Source organism: Geothrix fermentans DSM 14018, from assembly GCF_000428885.1.
Taxonomy (GTDB): Bacteria; Acidobacteriota; Holophagae; order Holophagales; family Holophagaceae; genus Geothrix; species Geothrix fermentans.
Genome location: NZ_AUAU01000017.1, coordinates 73,615 through 92,582, shown reverse-complemented (window position 1 = coordinate 92,582; position 18,968 = coordinate 73,615). Strand labels below are relative to the sequence as shown.

15 protein-coding genes are annotated in these 18,968 nt (G+C 70.5%); 10 read left to right on the top strand and 5 right to left on the bottom strand.

The genetic code is table 11. From position 1 onward, the window contains the following. The first annotated feature begins 661 nt into the window (after nucleotides 1–661). From G398_RS21925 to G398_RS16990, 10 genes are all read left to right on the top strand, one after another. On the top strand, nucleotides 662–4,084 hold the full coding sequence (locus tag G398_RS21925) for an ATP-binding protein (protein WP_026853134.1): 3,423 nt from the start codon (nucleotides 662–664) through the stop codon (nucleotides 4,082–4,084). Between the two features lie 484 nt (nucleotides 4,085–4,568). Next, nucleotides 4,569–5,432: a 3-methyl-2-oxobutanoate hydroxymethyltransferase gene (gene panB, locus G398_RS0107450; RefSeq protein ID WP_026853133.1), complete on the top strand. Its 864-nt coding sequence runs from the start codon at nucleotides 4,569–4,571 to the stop codon at nucleotides 5,430–5,432. Nucleotides 5,433–5,484: 52 nt separating this feature from the next. Then, entirely contained in the window at nucleotides 5,485–6,339 is an 855-nt protein-coding gene (panC, locus tag G398_RS0107445; protein WP_026853132.1) for a pantoate--beta-alanine ligase, read from the top strand. 195 nt (nucleotides 6,340–6,534) lie between these two features. Continuing rightward, a complete protein-coding gene (locus tag G398_RS0107440) occupies nucleotides 6,535–6,915 on the top strand; it encodes a hypothetical protein (protein ID WP_026853131.1) in 381 nt (126 codons plus the stop codon). Between the two features lie 14 nt (nucleotides 6,916–6,929). Continuing rightward, nucleotides 6,930–7,442, top strand: a complete 513-nt coding sequence (locus tag G398_RS21180; protein WP_052571650.1) for a hypothetical protein — start codon at nucleotides 6,930–6,932, stop codon at nucleotides 7,440–7,442. A 93-nt stretch (nucleotides 7,443–7,535) separates the two neighbouring features. Continuing rightward, nucleotides 7,536–7,934 (top strand): aspartate 1-decarboxylase, encoded by a 399-nt coding sequence (gene panD / locus G398_RS0107430; RefSeq protein ID WP_026853130.1) that lies wholly within the window; start codon nucleotides 7,536–7,538, stop codon nucleotides 7,932–7,934. Between the two features lie 76 nt (nucleotides 7,935–8,010). Next, entirely contained in the window at nucleotides 8,011–8,532 is a 522-nt protein-coding gene (locus tag G398_RS0107425; protein WP_084512209.1) for a MarR family winged helix-turn-helix transcriptional regulator, read from the top strand. After that, a complete protein-coding gene (locus G398_RS16995; protein WP_084512206.1) occupies nucleotides 8,519–10,327 on the top strand; it encodes a chloride channel protein in 1,809 nt (602 codons plus the stop codon). Before G398_RS0107425 ends, G398_RS16995 begins: the two co-directional genes overlap by 14 nt. Next, nucleotides 10,324–11,121 carry a UbiA prenyltransferase family protein gene (locus G398_RS0107415; RefSeq protein ID WP_084512203.1) on the top strand — a complete coding sequence of 266 codons (798 nt, stop codon included), beginning with the start codon at nucleotides 10,324–10,326 and terminating at the stop codon, nucleotides 11,119–11,121. The genes G398_RS16995 and G398_RS0107415 overlap by 4 nt, the downstream gene beginning before the upstream one ends. Nucleotides 11,122–11,295: 174 nt before the next feature. Continuing rightward, complete coding sequence (locus G398_RS16990; protein WP_052571648.1) at nucleotides 11,296–12,822, top strand: Rne/Rng family ribonuclease; 1,527 nt, start codon at nucleotides 11,296–11,298, stop codon at nucleotides 12,820–12,822. Between the two features lie 255 nt (nucleotides 12,823–13,077). Here the strand turns inward: G398_RS16990 and G398_RS19500 are convergent, their stop codons facing one another. The 5 genes from G398_RS19500 to G398_RS0107385 all read right to left on the bottom strand — a co-directional run bounded on the left by G398_RS19500 (nucleotide 13,078) and on the right by G398_RS0107385 (nucleotide 18,966). Then, a complete protein-coding gene (locus G398_RS19500) occupies nucleotides 13,078–13,758 on the bottom strand; it encodes an HAD family hydrolase (protein WP_026853127.1) in 681 nt (226 codons plus the stop codon). Between the two features lie 258 nt (nucleotides 13,759–14,016). After that, the gene (locus G398_RS0107400) at nucleotides 14,017–14,496 is read right to left on the bottom strand and encodes a hypothetical protein (protein WP_026853126.1); all 480 of its coding nucleotides are present in this window, start codon (nucleotides 14,494–14,496) and stop codon (nucleotides 14,017–14,019) included. Between the two features lie 132 nt (nucleotides 14,497–14,628). Then, nucleotides 14,629–14,976 (bottom strand): 6-carboxytetrahydropterin synthase QueD, encoded by a 348-nt coding sequence (gene queD / locus G398_RS0107395; RefSeq protein WP_026853125.1) that lies wholly within the window; start codon nucleotides 14,974–14,976, stop codon nucleotides 14,629–14,631. Nucleotides 14,977–15,042: 66 nt separating this feature from the next. Continuing rightward, entirely contained in the window at nucleotides 15,043–17,820 is a 2,778-nt protein-coding gene (locus G398_RS0107390; protein WP_026853124.1) for a polysaccharide biosynthesis/export family protein, read from the bottom strand. Between the two features lie 114 nt (nucleotides 17,821–17,934). Next, nucleotides 17,935–18,966 (bottom strand): glycosyltransferase family 4 protein, encoded by a 1,032-nt coding sequence (locus G398_RS0107385; RefSeq protein ID WP_026853123.1) that lies wholly within the window; start codon nucleotides 18,964–18,966, stop codon nucleotides 17,935–17,937. Nucleotides 18,967–18,968 lie beyond the last annotated feature (2 nt).

The window sequence follows — 18,968 nt, the reverse complement described above, 5'->3', positions numbered from 1 at the left end:
AGGAACCCCCTTTTTGGGGTGCGCGGCCCTGGCGCCCCCCATGACCTCCGGCAACGCCGGAGGCCGCCTTCGGCGGGCCCACGCATGGTGGGTCGAGCCCCCTCCGCGCTCTCCGCGCGCCCGAAGGGCGGTCTCTGCGCCCTCTGCGTTCCGCTTTTCTGGCTGAGGCTCGCCGATAATCAGGTAACAGGATTCAAGAACAGGACTGATCGGTGATGGTGGCTTGGCGGGTCGGATGGCCGCCGGTTGGAGGTCACGGTTGGTGGCCGGACGCTGGAAAAGCTGTTTTAGCCACTGATGCACGGTGATTGCGCTGATTGGGCCGTAGCTGTACCTGCATGGACCGGCCGGAGGCCGCTTCCGGCTGTGCCGGAAGTCAGGGAGGGTGCGAGGGGCACGCTCCCCCAGGAGGGCGCGCCCCTCGCACCCTCCCTGAGCCCATGCAACATAGAGCCATGAACCTCCTCATTATCGTCATCACTGAAATCAGTGGCGAATGAATCTTTCCGGGCCGGACCCCGCCGATGACGGTGCTCAATAAATCCTTCTTTAATCCTGTTAATCCTTACCAATCCTGTTAATCCTGTCTCCGCTTTTTGGCCTGGGTTACACTTCCCGCCATGTCCCCCCGCCCCGCTGAACCCGCGCTCGAGCCCCGTCCGTGGAGGTGACGCGCTTCCTCGGGACGCAGCGGTACGCCTGGCTCATGGACCTGGGCGGGGGACCGGGATGCAGCTTCCAGCTCCTGCGGCGGGAGCATGACGGCGCCCGCTTCCTCGCCCAGCTCTGGTCGCCCCTGCCCGCGGACCGCGACCTGGATCAGCTGCGCGACACCTTCCTGGCCCGCTTCCTCGACGCGGTCCCCCTGGATCCCGTCCTCGGCCACTTCGGCTTCGACGATGGACAGGCCTGGCACCTCCAGGCCCTCCAGGGCACGCCCCTCTCCCGGCTCTGGCCCGGCTGGGATGCCGCCCAGCGCCAGGCCCTGCTCCAGCACCTCGACCGGGAGCTGGAGCGCGACCCCCACCCCCGCTTCCTCCATCCCGAGGCCATCACCTTCCGCCCGGGCCTCACCCAGGTCCCCCGGGCGCTGGGCGAGGCCCCCTGGGGCCTGCCGGGGCTGACCTCCCTCCTGCCTGCCGGCCTCCCCGCATCCTCCTCCGGAGACCTCCCCTGGACCCATCCCCGGGACCTGTCCGAGCCCCTCGCCCGGCCCGTCCGCGGGCGCACCCAGGAACTGCCCTACCTGAAGTCCCTGATGCTGGGCCTCGACGCCCCCATCCCCATGGAACGCATCGTGCTCCTCCAGGGCGAGGAGGGCATCGGCAAGGCCCACCTGGCCGCCTGGGCCCGCGCCGTGGCCGAGGGCGAGGGCATCTGGACCCACCACCTGGAGGCCTCCACGGACGAGTCCGCCGGGCGCTTCCTGGGCCGGCTGCTGGAGGCCCTGCTGGCGGGCCGCGAGGCGGACCTCTACGCCCAGCGCCCCGAGGCCGCCCGGGCCCTCTCCCTGCGGGTGCAGGCCTACGCCTTCCTCACGGGGGGGCGCCACCGGAACCGCCAGGAGGCGGGCCCCGAACCCGAGGAGGTGAAGGCCGCCCTCGAGGCCCTGGACTTCGCCCGCCTCCTCCATCCGCGCCTTATCCACCTCTCGGACCTGGAGCGCGCCACCCCCGAGGTGCTGGCCCTGGTGCGGGAGCTGGTCCACCGCTCGGAGCTGCCCTGGCTGCTCTCGCTCACCACCGGGGCCCAGGGGGCCGGGCTGAAGCCCCTCATCGCCGACCTGCGCCAGGAGGCCGCGGCCGCCCTTGTGGGCGTGAACCGCCTGGAGGACGACGACCTCCGCACCCTCCTGGACGACCTCCTGGGCCGCCACGCCCTGCCCGAAGGCTACGTGGACGGCCTGGTCACCCAGAGCCTCGGCAACCCCGGCCTCCTGCTGAACGTCCTGGAATTGGCCCAGCAGGAGGGGGTCCTCGCCTGGGAGCAGGACCGCTGGACCCTGGCGGGCCGGCCGGAGACGCTGCGGGCCGAGGCCGACCTGGTGCAGCAGGTCTTCCTGGGCCGCCTCCAGCGGCTCACCCCCGCCGCCGCCACCCTGGTGCGCCTCCTGGCCCTGGCGGAGCGGCCCCTGCCGGATGGCTCCCTGGGCCGCCTCCTCGGCCTCTCCGGCGAGGCCCTGGAGGATGCGCTGCAAGGGGCCTCGGGCTCGCGGCTCATCCAGCTCCAGGCCCACCAGGCCTCCATCCCGGACCCCCGGTGGCGGGAGCTGGTGCTGTCCCACACCCCCCAGGCCGAGCTGAAGCGCCTGGCCCGGGCCCTCCTGGCCATCCTCCAGGAGCAGGGCGGTCCCTTGGCCCCCCCGGTGACGCTCCAGGCCCTGGCCACCGACGAGGCCACGGCCCTGGCGGCGGTGCTGGAGGTCCTGGACCACCAGGCTCCCGCCCCCCAGGAGGCCCAGCGCATGGTGGAGCAGGCCCTCCAGCTCCAACCCCGCCCCTGGGACGAAGCCCGCCTGCACGAGCACCTGGCGGACGCCTGGGCCGCGGGCTCCCAGGCGCCCCTGGCCGAAGGGGAGCTCCCGGCGCAGCCCGTGGCCGACCGGGCCCTGGAGGCCCTGGACCGGGCCCTGGACGCCCTGGGCCGCGCCACCTTCCACGAGGGCATCCGCCTGGCCGAGGCCCGGATTCTCCGCAAGCGGGCCATGCTCCTGCTCCAGCTCCGCCGTCCCGCCGAGGCGCAGGAGCCCGTCATGGCCGCCGCCGAGCGCCTGAAGGACCACCCCCTCCACCCCGAGCAGCCCCGCCTGCGGCTGGCCCTGGGCCAGCTCCACCTGCTCCAGGGCCACCTGACCAAGGGCATCCGCGCCCTGGAGGAGGGCCTCCATCCCCAGGGGCCCCAGAACCCCGGCGGCCGGCCCCAGGGCCGGGACCAGGCCGCCCTCCTCACGGCCCTGGGCCGGGCCCTGGCCGCCCAGGGCCAGTTCCAGCGCGCGGCGGACCTGCTGGAGTCCGCCCAGCGGCTCCTGGAGCACGGCCAGGACTTCCGGGGCCAGGTGCCCGCCCAGATCGCCCTGGCCCAGGTGCGTCTCGCCCAGGGCCAGGCCGGCCCCTGCATCGCCCTGCTCCAGGAGGCCCTCCAGACCGCCCGCATGCAGGGCGACCTGGGCCTCCAGTGCCAGAGCCACCTGGCCCTGGGGACGGTACGGAGCCTCCAGCAGTTCCTGGGGCCGGCCATGACCCACCTGGACCGCGCCCTGGGCCAGGCCAAGCGCCTGGGCGATGCGGCCCAGGTCTCCATGATCCAGGTCTGGCGCGCCCGCACCTTCGCGGCCATGGGCGATCCCGTGGCCGCGGACCACGCCCAGTTCCAGGCCGCGGGCCCCAGCCGGCCCCTGCTGGCCCCGGAGGAGCAGGGCGAGCACACCATGCTCCAGGGCGAGGTGGCCCGCTTCCGCGGCGCCTGGCGGGACGCGGCCCGCCTCCTCAAGGCCGCCGCGGACCAGTTCGAGGCCTCGGGCACCCTCTGGTGCCACCGCCTGGCCCGCCTCCGCCTGGCCCAGGCCCTGGCCCGGGAATCCCAGCGGGCCCGGCAGGAGGCGCCGGAGCAGGGCTGGGCCATCCTGGAGACCCTCAAGGGCCCCGTGGAGGGTTCCGGCTCCCGCTGGCTGGACCTGGAGTGGCACCGGGCCCACGCCCTGCTGCTCTCCACCGTGCCCCCCACCGAGGCCGTGGCCGAGGAGGCCCTGCATGCCTGGAGCGAGGTACTGGCCGCGGGCCGGGACCTCCAATTCCCCGCCCAGGTGGTGGAGGCCTGCACCGAGGGGGCCCAGCTCCTGCTGCAGCGGGGCGAGAAGCTGGGCGCCAAGGCCCGCCTCCAGGACGCCTTCCCCAGCTTCCAGGAGCTCTGGTCCCACCTGCCTGAAAGCCAGGGCACCGCCTTCCTGGGCCGCGAGGACCTCCACCGCTTCCGCCAGACCGTCGAAGCCGCCGGCCTCCGCTGGGTCCTCCCCGACCGCGCCGATCCCCTCCAGGACTGGACCCCCACCCAGATGAACCTGCCGGTGGTGCCGGAGGCCGAATGATGAAAACCAGACAGGATTAACAGGATGAAAGGCAGGATTAACAGGACCCTATAATCGGTGGGCCTCAGCTTGATCGTGGACATCAAAAGCCTCCACGAAGGGCACGAAGAAGCGGACAAAGGCCACGAAGACAGACCCCGGCGTCCCGCCCAGGACATCCGGGCCTTCGGCCCCCGGGCGCGCGTCGCGCGACCGGCTTTGCGGGCGGCGGTCCCAGGCGGCTTCCAGAGACCGCCCGGGACCGCCGCCCGCAAAGGGATGTCCGCAGTGGGTCGAAACCCATTCGTGCTCTTTTCGTGCCCGGAAGGGCGCCTTCGAGTCCTTCGTGGTGATCTTTCCAGGCCGAGGCTCGCCGATAACCAGGTGACAGGATATGAGGGAGGTATTCATCCTGTTAATCCATCTTTTAATCCTGTTCATCCTGTCTTCGCCGATTGGTGGTTTCATGGAAGCCCAAGGCTTCGACCTTCCAGCGGAGACCCCCATGAGCCACCTGCCCGCGGACGCGCGCACGCGCGTCACCCTCCCCCAGCTGCACACCTGGCACCATGCGGGACGGAAGCTCGTGATGGTCACGGCCTACGACGCCGCGACGGCGCGGATCGCGGACGCGGCGGGCGTGGACATCATCCTCGTGGGCGACAGCGTGGGGAACGTGTGCCTGGGCTTCGAGAACACCCTGCCCGTCAGCATGGCCATGATGAACCACCACCTGGAGGCCGTGGCCCGCACCCAGCCCTCGGCCTTCCTCATGGCCGACATGCCCTACCTGAGCTACCACCTGGGCCTGGAGGAGACGGTGCGCAACGCGGGGGGCTTCCTCCAGCGGGGCGCCCAGGCGGTGAAGCTGGAGGGGGGCGCCAAGCGCCTGCCCGTCATCCACGCCCTGCTGGACGCCGAGATCCCCGTCATGGGCCACCTGGGCCTCACCCCCCAGAGCGTGAACCCCATGGGCGGCTTCAAGGTGCAGGGAAAGCAGAAGGCCGATGCCCTCCACCTGCTGGAGGACGCCCAGAGGCTCCAGGACGCCGGCTGCTTCGCCCTGCTGCTGGAGGGCATCCCCGCGGACCTGGCGGCCCGGGTGACGGAGACGGTCGAGATCCCCACCATCGGCATCGGGGCCGGCCCCCAGTGCTCGGGCCAGGTGCTGGTCTTCCACGATGTGCTGGGCCTGTTGCCCGGGACCTCCCCGAAATTCGTGCGCCGGTATATCGAAGGATTCCAAGAGCTGCGGGACGCGCTGACCGCCTGGGCCGGGGATGTGCGCTCCGGAGGGTTCCCTGACGCCCGGGAATCCTATACCCTTCCAGAAGCCGTTCGTCCGGTTCTGACCCAGTGGCATCCCTGATCGCGCCCTTGGTAGACTGGGGAGCGAATTCTGAAGGATCCCGCTTTTGTCCATGCGAGTCGTCCGTTCCATCGCTGATCTCCGCGCCCTCCTGAGACCCCTGCGGGATGAGGGCAAGCGCATCGGCTTCGTCCCCACCATGGGGTTCTTGCACGAGGGCCACGGGGCCCTCATCCGCCAGAGCGCCGCCCGCTGCGACGCCACGGTGGTGTCCATCTTCGTGAATCCCACGCAGTTCGGTCCCGGCGAGGACCTGGCCAGCTACCCCCGGGACCTGGAGCGGGACCAGAACCTCTGCCTGGAGACCGGCGCCACGGTGCTCTTCCTGCCGGAGGTTGGCGAGATCTACCCCACGGGCTTCCAGACCCATGTGGAGCCTGGCCACCTGGCCGACACCCTCTGCGGCCGCTACCGGCCCGGGCACTTCCGGGGCGTGGCCACGGTGGTGGCAAAGCTCTTCAACATCGTGCAGCCGGACCTGGCCTTCTTCGGCCAGAAGGACTTCCAGCAGATCGCGGTGATCCGCCGCATGGCCCGGGACCTCAACCTGCCGGTGGACGTGGTGGTGGTGCCCACGGTGCGCGAGGCGGACGGTTTGGCCCTGAGCAGCCGCAACACCTACCTGGACGAGGACGGCCGGCAGCGGGCCCTGACCCTCAGCCGGGGCCTGCTGGCGGCGAAGGCCGCCTTCGACGAGGAAGGGGAGCGGGAGCCGGCCAAGCTGCTGGAGACGGCCCGGTCCCTCATGACGGGGGCGGATTCCATCCAGTACCTGGAGCTGGTGGATGCCCAGACCCTGGAGCCCCTCCAGGGCCCCGTGGACCGCTCCTCCGCGCTCTGCGTGGCCGCCTACGTGGGCAGCACCCGCCTCATCGACAACGTCCTGCTGAACCTCCCGGCGATCTGAAGGCCGGCGGGCCTCAAAAAGCCTTCACGAAGGACACGAAGAAATAAGCCAAGGCCACGAAGGCAAGTCTCAGCGACTAGATCTTTCGGGTGAGGCCGACCCCCTTCAAACGATGGGGGCGTGCGGTCGGACCGCGAGCTAGAATGGCCCGGACCCGCCGCGAAGGACGCCGCAGGTCCCCATTCGGGAGGTTCCATGCTGGGTCCCATCCTGCTTTCCGCCACCCTCATCGCCATGCCCCAGGGGCGTGGTCATGGGAAGCACGGCCATGACGGCCCTCCGGGGCATGCCCGGGGCGGCGATGGCGTGCCCCCGGGACTGGCCAAGAAGGGCGGCATGCCTCCGGGCCTGGCCAAGAAGTTCGGCGCCCGGCTCCCCGAGCGGCCCTACATCGCCGTGGACCCCCGCTACACGGACCGCGCCTGGTTCCTGATCGACGGGCGCTGGGAACTCCAGAAGGGCTTCTCCGTGGGCGTCCAGGCTGAGGTCCGCGATGTCCTGCGCATGCCCGCCGCGCCGCCGCCGGTGCCCCTGCCCCGGGTGGGCGTGGACCTCCACGTCGCCCTGTTCAACTGAGCCCAGGAGTCCCCATGTCCCGTCGATGGCTGAGTGTCGCCCTTCTGGCCGCCTTCGCCCTGTCCACCCTGCCCTCCATCGCCCGCCCCGACGACGAGCGCCGCGGCCGCCACGGCGACCGGGATGATCGCCGGGAGGACCGCGAGGACCGGAAGTACTGGAAGGAGCGCGACAAGGCCGAGCGGAAGTACTGGAAGGAGCGGGACAAGGAAGCCCGGAAGTACGAGCGCCACCGCTACGATGATGACGACCGGGGCGAGGACCGGGACCGGCGCTATCGCCGCTACCGGGCCCCCGCCTGGATGGACGGCTACTGGCGCCCCGGCGACGACCGCCACTACGTGGCCCTGGTGCCGGGCGATCCCTCCCGCTGCTACGTCTTCATCGAGGGCCGCTGGGTGCTGCGCCAGATCCGCGACCCCCGGGCCCGGGTGGACCTGGAAGGGGCCTTCCGCCTGCCGGTGGCGCCGCCCCCCGTGGCACCTCCCCGTCTCGGCGTGGATCTCCACGTGGTACTGTTCAACTAGACTTGGTCAAAATCGAGGATGGACCCGGGATAATCCTGGGTCCATCCTTATGCGTTGGCCGGGACTCCGGACGGAGCCTGGACCGGAGGATGCATGCTGCGCCACTTCCTGCTCGGTAAGATCCATCGCGCCACCGTGACGAGGGCCGATCTGGACTACGTGGGATCGATCACGCTCGATCCGCTCCTCATCGAGGCCGCCGGCTTCATGGAGAACGAGAAGATCGACATCTACGACGTGACCAACGGGTCGCGCCTGTCCACCTACGTGATCCCCGGTATCCCGGGCTCGGGCGAGGTCGGCATCAACGGGGCCGCCGCCCACCTGGTCCAGAAGGGCGACCTGGTGATCATCGCCGCCTACGGCTGGATGACCGCCGAGGAGGCGGAGACCGTGGCGCCCAAGGTGGTCTTCGTGGATGAGCGCAACCGCATCACCGAGCGCCGCCGCCAGGAGCGCACCCCCCTCTGCACCAGCGCCTTCACGGACTGACCGGGGCGGCGGCGGAATCGGGTCCCTTCCCGCCTCGGGCCTTGCCTGATGGCGGCTGGAGGTCCATGCTGAATGAATGAATGGGATCCCAAGTAATTTATCCGAGGCAGACCCCACGGTGCGGCGCGTGCTGGATGCCCTCCGGTCCATCGTGCGCGAGCTGCGGCTCGCCTCCGCCTCCACCGGGAAGCACCACGGGCTGAGCAGCGCCCAGCTCTTCGTCCTCCATGTCCTGGGGAAGGGGGGGCCTCTGTCGCTGGGCGAGCTCGCCGACGCCACCTTCACGGACCAAAGCTCGGTTTCCGTGGTGGTCCGCAAGCTGGAGGAGAAGCGGCTGGTGGTGAAGGAGGTCGCACGCAGCGACCGCCGCAGGCTGGACATCCGCCTCTCTCCGGAAGGGCGCCACAGGCTCGGGGAGGCTCCTCCACCGGTGCAGAGCACCCTCATCCGGCGGATGGCGGCGCTGCAACCCCGGGAGCTGATCCAGCTCGCGGGCCTGCTGGAGGCCCTGGTCCCCCCCGCAGGGGAGGCTCCGCCGATGTTCTTCGAGGAACGCGGCCGCCGGCCCGGGAAGGAGGCCGATCATGGCACGGCCTGATCCGGCCCCGCCCGAGCTGCGGACACCCCGCATCACGCCCATCCTGGAGGGCCGTGTGGCCTTCATCGGCGCCCTGGCGACCATCCTCGGGCTGGCCCTGGGCCTCATCGCCGAAGGCCTCCTGAGGCTGATCGGCCTGGTGACGAACCTGGCCTACTACCATCGCCTCTCCTCCAGCTTCGCGTCCCCGGCCGGGCATCACCTGGGGTGGACCGTCCTCTTCGTCCCGGTGCTCGGGGGCCTGGTCGTCGGCCTGATGGCCCGCCATGGGTCCGCGGCCATCCGGGGCCACGGGATCCCGGAGGCGATGGAGCAGATCCTGCTCAACGAAAGCCGGATCCCGCCCCGGATCACCCTGCTGAAGCCCCTCTCCGCCGCCGTGGCCATCGGCACCGGCGGGCCGTTCGGGGCCGAGGGCCCGATCATCGCCACCGGCGGCGCCCTGGGGTCGCTCGTAGGCCAGTTCCTCGCCATGAGCACCCTGGAGCGGAAGACCCTCCTGGCAGCGGGCGCCGCGGCCGGCATGGCCGCCACCTTCGGCTCCCCCGTCTCGGCCGTGGTGCTGGCGGTCGAGCTGCTGCTTTTCGAATACCACCCGCGGTCCATCATCCCGGTGGTGCTGGCCAGCGTGGCGGCCACCGCCGTCCGCTATGCGCTGGTGGGATTCGGGCCCGTGTTCCCCATCCCGGCCCTGGCTTCGCCCACCGCGTCCACCCTGGGTGTCTACATCGCCATCGGGGCCTTGATGGGCCTGGCCTCGGTGGGCGTGACGAAGGCCGTGTACCACATCGAGGACAGCTTCGAGCGCCTCCCCATCCACTGGATGTGGTGGCCCGCGCTCGGCGGCCTGGCGGTCGGGCTCATCGGCCTGTGGGTCCCCCGCACGCTCGGGGTCGGCTACGAGAACATCCAGGGGGTGCTCTCCGCCAGGCTGGCCGGAACCGCGCTGCTCACCCTGCTGGTGGCCAAGTTCCTCTCCTGGGCCATCGCCCTGGGCAGCGGCACCTCGGGCGGCACCCTCGCCCCCCTGTTCACCCTCGGCGGAGCGGCGGGGGCCCTGGTCGGAGGGGGCATCGCCGCACTCTTCCCCGGCGCCGGGGTGGATCCCAGGATCTGCGCCCTGGTGGGCATGGCCGCCATCTTCGCGGGGGCCTCCCGGACCATGCTGGCCTCCGCCATCTTCGTGTTCGAGACCACGCTCCAGCCCCTGGGCCTCCTGCCCCTGCTCGGCGGCTGCGCGGCGGCGTACCTGGTATCGGCCCTGATCATGCGGCGGAGCATCATGACGGAAAAGCTCGCCCGCCGCGGCGTCCGCGTCCCCGAGGAATACGCCTCGGACTATCTGGACCAGCTGCTCGTGCGGGACTTCGCCTCCCGGAACGTCCTGACCCTGAACGCGGGCGGCACCGTCCAGGAAGCCAGGACCTGGCTGGAGACGGACATCCGCGGGGCCGCCCACCATGGCTTCCCCGTCGTCGACGGCGAGGGCCGCGCCCTGGGCGTGCTCACCCGCCGGGACCTCCTGGATCCCGCCCAGGCAGTGGACGCCCCCCTCCGCTCCCTCCTCCACCGGCCCCTGGCCATCGCCCTCGAGGGCAACTCCCTGCGGGAGGCTGCGGACCACATGGTCCGGGAGGGGGTCGGCCGCCTCCTGGTCCTCGACGGGGCCCGGCGGGTCGCCGGCATCCTCACCCGGAGCGACCTGCTGGAAGCCCACGCCGGGCGGCTGCGTCATTCCGAGCGGGTCCAGGCAGAACAGGCCGGGCCGTACCCGGCCCCCGGGGAGACGGGGTGATCCCCCCGGAGGCGAGTCGCCGGAAGCACCGCATACCCCGCGGCGTGCGGCTGCTCCACTACGGCCTTCCCGTCGCCCTCGGCTGGTCGATCCCCCTGGCGGTCCAGCGGGCCACCGGCCAGCCCCTGTTGCTTCCCGGCCAGCTGTTCCTCCTGCTCGGAATCGCCGCGGCCTACTCCCTGGACCGCCTGCTGGATGCCCCGGAGGAAGGAGGGAGCGACCGCCTCCGGCCCCTGCTGGTGGCGGCGTTCGCCGGGTCGGCCGCCCTCGGGACGGTCACAGCCCTCCTGCTTCCCCGCCAAAGCCTCGCGTTGGTGGTGCTGCTGGGGGCTTCGGCCCTGGGCTACCGCCGCTGGAAGCGGTTCCCCTTCGCCAAGGCCCTGGGGGTGCCCCTGGCCTGGACCTGGGCGAGCCTGGTCCTGCCCTTCCCGGCCCGGTCCTGGTTCGGATGGCGCGCGCTGCTGGCCCCCGTGGCCCCGACACTCTTCCTGCTTTTCGCCGCGGGGTGCCTGCTCTGTGACCTGAAGGACGAGGGGGCCGATGCCCGGTCCGGCGTCCGCAGCTTCCCGGTGATGTTCGGCGCCCGGTGGACCATGGCCGCCGCGATGGTCTTGGCCGTTGGCGCGATGGGGCAGGCCTGGTCGGCCCACCGCCCCGGCCTGGCGGCCAGCGGGGCGGCCCTGTTCATCCTCGGGCTCTTCCCCCAGCTGACGGCGAGGGGCGTCCTGGGGGCCCTGGCCGTGGATGCGGCCCTGGCCCTTCCGGGACTGTTCATTTGGATGCATCTGATTTAATACAAAGGGATGAGTCTAAAATTCGGAAGAATTAATCTCTGTCCTGGAACCTTTGTGGGTTGGCGCAGCATCCTAGGGTCATGGTAGAAATGACCTACCCTTCGGCCTGGGACGGCCCTGGGGCCCGCAGTCGGGGCACGGCGACCCCCTGCAAAGTTCTGAAAGGTTGGTTCCATGGAAGTCCGCAAGTCCCTGGTGGTCAATTCGACCCCCCTGGAGACGCGCATCGCCCTGCTTGAGAACGGCCAGCTCTGCGAGCTGTTCCTCGAGCGGACGATGAACAAGAGCCAGGTGGGGGATGTGTACAAGGGCCGGGTGGCCAAGCTGCTCCCCGGCATGCAGAGTGCCTTCGTGGGCATCGGGGGGGCCAAGGACGGCTTCCTCTACCTGGACGACCCCGTGGCCCAGCGGCTGGGGGCCGACCTGTCCGCGGACGAGGAGGGCGAGGAGTCTTCCGAGGACCTGCCCCCGCCGCCCCCGCCCCTGCCCCCCCTCAAGGAAGGGGAGGAGACCCTCGTCCAGGTGGTGAAGGATCCCATCGGCACCAAGGGGCCCCGGCTCTCGCGCCACCTGAGCTTCCCCGGCCGCTTCCTGGTCTTCATGCCGGGCATCGACCACATCGGCATCTCCCGCAAGATCACGGATCCCGAGGAGCGCGAGCGGCTCCGCGAGCTGATCCGCAGCCACGCCCAGCCCGGCGAGGGCTTCATCGTCCGCACCGCCGCCATCGGCGAGAAGGACGAGGACCTGGTGGGCGACGTGACCTTCCTCCGCCAGGCCTGGCAGGAGATCCAGGCCAAGGCCGAGACCGTGCCCGCCCCGGGCCTGGTCTGGCACGACCTGCGCCTGCTCCAGAAGGTGCTGCGCGACATCTTCCGCGAGGAGGTCTCCAGCTTCTGGGTGGACGATCCCGAAGCCCACCGCGAGGTGCTGGCCTTCGTGGAGAAGCTCCATCCCGAGTGGGCCAACCGCGTGAAGCACTTCACCTCGGACCTGCCCATCTTCGAGGCCTTCGGCATCGAGGGGGAGATCGAGGCCGCGCGCCAGCCCAAGGTCTTCCTCAAGCACGGCGGCTCCATCGTGCTGAACCAGACCGAGGCCCTGGTCAGCGTGGACGTGAACACCGGCAAGTTCGTGGGGAAGAAGGACCTCGAGGAGACCGTCTACCTCACCAACCTGGAGGCCATTCCCGAGATCGTGCGCCAGCTGCGCCTGCGCAACCTGGGCGGCATCGTGGTCATCGACTTCATCGACATGGTGGATCCCGGGCACCGGGACGAAGTGCTGGCGCGGCTCCAGGAGGAGCTGAAGCGGGACCGCAACCACGCCAGGGCCGGCGGCATCTCCGAGTTCGGACTGGTGGAGCTCACGCGCAAGCGCACGGGCCCCTCGCTGGAGCGGCTGCTCACCACGCCCTGCCCAGCCTGCAACGGCGCCGGCCGCACGCAGAGCCCCGAGACGTCGCTCCTCAAGGCCTACCGCGAGCTGGTGCGCCAGGGCGAGCGCCTGCGCGGCGCCGACGTGCGCCTGACCCTCCACCCCGAGCTGTCCGCCGCCCTCCACCAGGAGGCCCGCGAAGGCCTCCTGCAGTTGGCCCGCCTCCTGGGCGCCCGCGTCCAGTGGATCGAACGCGCCGACACCCCGCGGCACGCCGTGGTCATGGACATCCAGCTCCCCGGCCAGGCCAGCGCCACGGCCTGAGCTCCGATCCAGGAAAAGATCCACCACGGAGGCACGGAGCATGGGCACTCGGTAGGCGGCGAGCCTGGATGTCCCCAAAAGGATCCGGGCCCGCCGCCTACCGTGGCTTCCGGCTTGGCCGGAAGCGGCCTTCGGCCTGCCCATGACAGAGGATCACGGAGAAATCACCGAGAGGATACGGAGAAAAGCATCCTTGTTTTTCGCCTTTTCTCCGTGTTCTTTCCTCGGTGTCCTCCGTGTCTCCGTGGTGGATCGTCACCCCAGGCAGGTCGGGCAGCGCATGCCCAGCTGGAGGTTCTCGATGAGCTCGGGCACGCGGTCCAGGCTGCGCACTTCATAGAGCGGCGCGTCGGGATCGTGATGGGGCCTCGGCCGGCCGTCGCGGTTCACCCAGATGGCGGTCCAGCCGGCCGCCAGGGCGCCCAGCACATCGTCGGTCCAGCTGTCGCCCACCATGGCCAGGTTGCCCGGGAAGAGGCCCAGCCGCCGCTGCACGGCCTCGTAGGCCGCAGCCTCGGGCTTGAGGGCGCCCAGGTCCGCGCTGCGGTGCTGGAGGCGGATGCGTTCAGAGATGCCCAGCCGGTCCAGCAGCTCCAGGCCGAAGCTCTGGGTGTTGGACAGCAGCGCCACCCGCGCCAGGTCGCGCACCGCGGCCACGGCCTCCGGCGCGCCCGCGAAGCATTCGGCCTGCTCCCCCGCCTCCCGGAAGGCCTGGGCCATGGCCTCCATCTGCTGGGGATCGAGGCCTGCGGGCTCCCGCCAGGCCTCCAGGAAGGCCTCCACCGAGGCGTAGGGGCGGATCATGCCGTCCCGCATGAGGGCCGCGTGCAGGTGCGCCTGCTCGGGCCTCAGCAGCCCCTTCAGCCGCTGGAACGGACTGCCCGCCGGGCTGAAGACCAGCGTATTCCAGAGGTCGAAGACGACGGCGCGGATCATGCGTGTTCCTCCATGACGCCACCTCCCGAGAAAAGGGATCCACCACGGAGACACCGAGACCACAGAGGGGTTACGGAGCCTCCGCGGCCCTCCACCATGGACCGGCCGGAGGCCGCTTCCGGCCACGCCGGAAGCCATGGGCGGCGCCGGGCCCGGATGCCCCCCAGAGAATCCGGGCCCGGCGCCGCCCATGGGTCCATGCTCCGTGCCTCCGTGGTGGTCCTTCGCCCTCGAACGCAGATCGGCATCACGCTCAACTCATCGGTTGCTCGACTTGCTGGTGCGGAACGGCACGCCGAACTCGATGCCCATGACTTCGAAGCGGGCCTCCCCGGCCAGGCTCCAGGTGGCGGGCTCGCGGCGGAGCGCCGCGGCCTGGAGGGGCCCCCAGACCTGCTTCAGGTCCGCGTAAGTCATCACCACCTCCGCGTGGAGCGTGCTGCGGCCATTGGCGGCCAGATCCATGCCCTCGGGGAAGCCGATGGCGCCGATGGCATGGTCCCCGCCCTGGGCGGCCAGGCGCAGATTACCACCCACGCGGCGCGTGCGGAGGCGCACGTCCGAGGCGTTGTCCACCCCCACGTCCAGGCGCAGGCGCACCCGCGACTGCTCCAGGGGGAAGGCGAGCTCGATCTGGGGTTCCACGCGGTCCAGGGAGAAGTGCAGTTGCCGCGCCGCCTCCTGGTAGCGCAGGGCGGGATTGATGGCGTCGCAGCCGAGCGAGAAAAGCGCCACCACGGAGACACCGAGAACACCGAGAAGCCCACGGAGAAAGAAGTTCCGTTTCCCAAGTTTCATCCGTCATTCCTCCGTGTTCTTTTCTCTGTGCCCTCAGTGTCTCCGTGGTGGATCCCTGAAGCCCGTGGTGGCTCATTCCCCCCGGTAGATCACGCAGTTGTCGGTGGTCTCGTACACCTCGATCTGGCAGAGCTGCGGCAGGGCCGGCTTGAGCTGCTCCCAGATCCAGACGGAGATGTTCTCGGCCGTGGACAGGGGGATGAGGTCGTTGAGGAAGCGGTGGTCCAGCCTGGAGATCACGTTCTCGACCACCACCTTCGACAGGTCGTCGAAGTCGATGATCATGCCCGTCTCCGGATTCGGCGTCCCCTCCAGGGACACGAAGAGCTTGTAGCTGTGTCCGTGCAGGTTGCGGCACTTGCCCGGGTGGTTGTAGATGAAGTGGGCCGCTTCAAACCAGTACTCTTTGCGCAGGATCATGGCACTCACGAAGAAAAGGCCCCGCGATCGCGGGGCCCTTCATTCTACCAGCTACCGGCGGCCGGCCTACTTCACCGCATTGAGGATCAGGGCCAGCGGGGTCAAGGCCTGGAGGTTCTCCTGCCAGCTGGAATCGCGGCGGAAGCGCTGCGGCACCAGCACCGTGTCGCCCGGCTCCACGGGCTTGCCGTCGATCCAGGAATCGAGGATGCGGCCGTCGGCCTTGAGCAGGCGGATGTTCGAGGTGTCGGCATTCCGCGTGGTGCCCCCGGCAAGTTTGAGGAGGTCCGATACCTTCATGCCCTTCCGCACCTTGTAGGTGGCGAAGGGACTGGCGGTCTCGCCCACCACGTAGGCGGCCTCCGTAGCCCGGGGGATGATGATCTCGTCTCCATCCTGCAGCTCCACGTCCGATAGGGCATCACCCTTCAGCGCGCCGTCGAAATCCACCACCATGCGGTTCAGGCTGCCGGCCAGCAGGCCGTGCAGGAGGGGGTTCTTCAGCAGCTGGCCTGTGACGGGCTGGCGCTTGGTCTCGTTCAGTCGCTCCAGGATCTCGTTGATGCCCTTGGCCGTGGGATCCTTGCCCGCCAGACCGGACTCCTCCGCCGCCCGCTGGAGGGAGGCGTCCTGGGTGCTCATGCGTCGGAGGAAGATGCCCGCGTGGGGCATGGCGTCCGGGGTGAGCCCCCCCGCCCGTCGGATCACGTCGGACAGCCGCGGGTGGTCCGAATCCAGGGTGTAGGTCCCAGGCCGGGCCACCTGGCCCGTGACGCGCACAGCGCGATGCACCTTGTAGTCGGGCTTCTCGAAGAGGCTCAGTTGGTCATCCACCTGGATGCGGGGGTTCACGGCATCATCCAGCAGGGCGATGGGGCTGCCAGCTTCGGTGGAAAGCAGCTTCGCCAGGTCCAGGCGGATCACGTCGCTGGGCCTGCCATCTTTGCTGCGGGCCAGCTCCGCCACCAGCCGGTCGGCGGATTTCTCAGGCACACCGGCACGGAAGATCAGGTCGGAGGCCCGCATGCCCTCGTGGAAGCGGTAGGTGCCCGGCCGGGCCACGGGCCCCGTCACCGTGACCAGTCGGGGCAGGCGCAGCTCCTCCAGGCGGAACAGCTCGACCCGGTCACGATCTTCCAGCAGCACGTTGTGGGTGGCGTCCCCGGCCAGAGCACGGTCCACATCGAAGGCCAGGAACCGCGTGGTGCCATCCACCGCCGTCCGCACCACCTCGCCCCGGGATCGGTAGGTGTCCGGCAGCACCTGGGAGTCCCGGCGCAGCAGGTCACCCACCTTCAGGCCTTCGGTGCGGGCGAAGAACCCGGGCACCCGGGCCCAGCCCGCGACCTGAACCACGGGGCCGGTGCGTTCCCGGCGCGGCAGGGCGGACAGGATGTCCCCCCGCTGGAGGGGGAGCTGCGCCGCCGCGTCCACGGACACGTCGCGCCCGCTGAGGACGCCCGAGGCGTCCAGGCGCCGCAGGGTCAAGGTGCCGGGGCCCGCCTCGGGAGCAAAGCCACCGGCAAAGCGCAGGGCCTCCGCGGCGGTCTCCCCAGGCCGGAGCTCGAACTGCATGCGCGGCGCCGCGCCGGTCTGCTCCCAGCGACGGAGCCACTCCGGCTTGCCGGCTTCCTCGTCGGTGCGGACCACCGGCTGGTTCGTCTCGGGATTGATGCGCACCCGGTGATCACCCGCCGGGGCCTCCTTCATGGCCACCAGCTGCCGCCTCAGGGTGTAGAGGCGGTCCTCCAGGTTCGCCCGCTCGGTCAGGCTGAGGACCGGGGCGACCTGAGGCGCGCGGACCGCGGGGACCTCACGGCTCTCCCGATCGGGGGTCTCCTGGGTGGCGGCCGGCTCCGCCGTGGGCTCCAGCTGCACCTGGATGGCCTTGATCTCCCGCTGGATCCGCTCCCGCTGATCCTTCAGGGGATCGGGGTCGAGATCCTGCGCCCGGGGCTGGTCGCCCTTCTTCGGCGGCTCGGCCGGGGCGGAGGCCACCCGCTGGAAGGCCCCTTCCAGGGTCACCTGGTTCTGGGCCAGGGGCACGAAGACGGTGTCGCCGTTCTGAAGGGCCACGTTGGGGTTCCCCAGGCCCTCGGCCCGCAGGGGATACAGGTCCAGGCCCGCCACCTTCTGGCCCCCGCGCATCACGCGGATGTCGCGGTAGCTGCCCACGGCGGTGGGGCCACCGGCCAGGCTGAGCACGTTCACGAGAGAGCTGAGGCTCGACACGAGGTAGCTGCCCGGCTTGTAGACCTCGCCCATGACGAAGACCCGCACCTCCCGCAGCTTGATCACCTGCAGATCCACGGAGGAACGCGAGAAGTTCCGGCTCACCAGGCCCTGCACCGCCGCTTTGGCCCGGCCCAGGGTGAGGCCACCCACCTTGGCCGTGCCCACCTTGGGGATGACGATCTCGCCGCGGCCATCCACCTGCACCGGCAGATCGAAGGTGGCGCTGCCGAAGACGTTGAGGTTCAGGCGGTCCCCGGTGCCCAGCACGTAGTCCTCGGCGATGCCCCCTTCCGTGGCCGCCGAGCCGCGCTGGCGCACGTCGAACAGGTCCGCCGCGAACCGGCGCAGGCCCTTCTCTCGGCGCTTGAGGGCCCGGATCTCCTCGTCCAGCTTCTCGTCCTCACTGCGCTGGCGGGCGGCCTCCTCCGGAGTGGTGGTGGCGGTCGGAAGGGCCGCCGGTCGCGCCGGCACGGCCTCCCCGGCGGTGCCCATGCCCTGGGCCGAGGCCGCCTGCTTGAGCGCCTGCAGGTCCAGACCCTGGGGCAGCTGGGCGGAGAGGACCGAAGCGGCCAGAAGGGGCAGGAGGGTGCGGAGGATCGGAACGCGCATCAGGACAGTCCTATCGGTGTGGAATCCGGAGGGATCCGTCCCGTCCGGAAGGCAGAAGGCAGGCTGGATCGAGTATGCCCGAGGCCCGCAGGCACGGCGCGCACAACCTGCCCATCAGAGCTTGCTGTGGGACCCCGACACTTCGTGGACACCGCTGGCCACCATGAAGGGGATCTCCCGCCGGATCTGCGCGGAAGCCCCCACGGGCTCCTTGGCGGTCACACGGTCCTTGAAGGCCTTGAGGGCAAGGACCACCAGGATCCCGAGGCCGAGGTTCGACAGGGACTCGTGGCCCGGGATGGCCGTGGCCCGCAGCATGGGCAGGGCGGCGATGGTCAGCAGGATCGGCGTGGCGAACCAGGAGCGCCCATGCGTCCGGTCCATCATCCAGTGGTGGAGGTGGCTCCGGTCCGCCCCGCCGAGCGGTCGGCCCTTCCAGCTGCGGATCCCCACCACCAGGCACACGTCCAGGATGGGATAGGCGAACACCCACAGCAGGAGGTTGGGGTTCCGGAAGGCGAAGGCCTCCACCCCGAGAACCGCATAGAAGGTGCCGAGCATCAAGGCGCCACAGTCCCCCAGGAAGTGGTGGGCCCGGGGGAAGTTCAGGACCAGCACCGCCACCAGGCCTCCCCAGAGCAGGGCTGGCTGGGCCCCGAGGTTCCAGCTGAGGACCGCCATCAGGAGGGCGGCGTATCCCATGGACAGGCCGTTGATGCCATCGATGAGGTTGTAAGCCTGGGGCAGGGCCCAGAACCACAGGGTGAGCAGGGGCACGAGCACCACCGGATGGCTGGGCAGGGCCAGATCCAGGAAGGAGACGTACTCCACGGCGCGGCCCAGGGTCATCGTCACGTGGGAGGCCAGCAGCACCGCCGCCGCCAGGCCCGCCAGGGCCTTGTAGCGCGGCCTGAGATTGAACCGGTCATCCAGCAGGCCGATGAACGCCATGAGGTGGATCCCGGCCCAGTCGAGGGGATCCAGGTGGAAGGGCATCCGCCCCGAGACCTGGGCGGCCAGGAGCATGGCCCACAGCACCATGCCCGCGGTCCGGGGCGTGGGCCGGGCGTGCTTCTTCCGGGAGGCGTCCGGCCGATCCATCCACCCCAGGGGCCCCACCCAGCGGATCAGGGCCGCGGACAGCATCA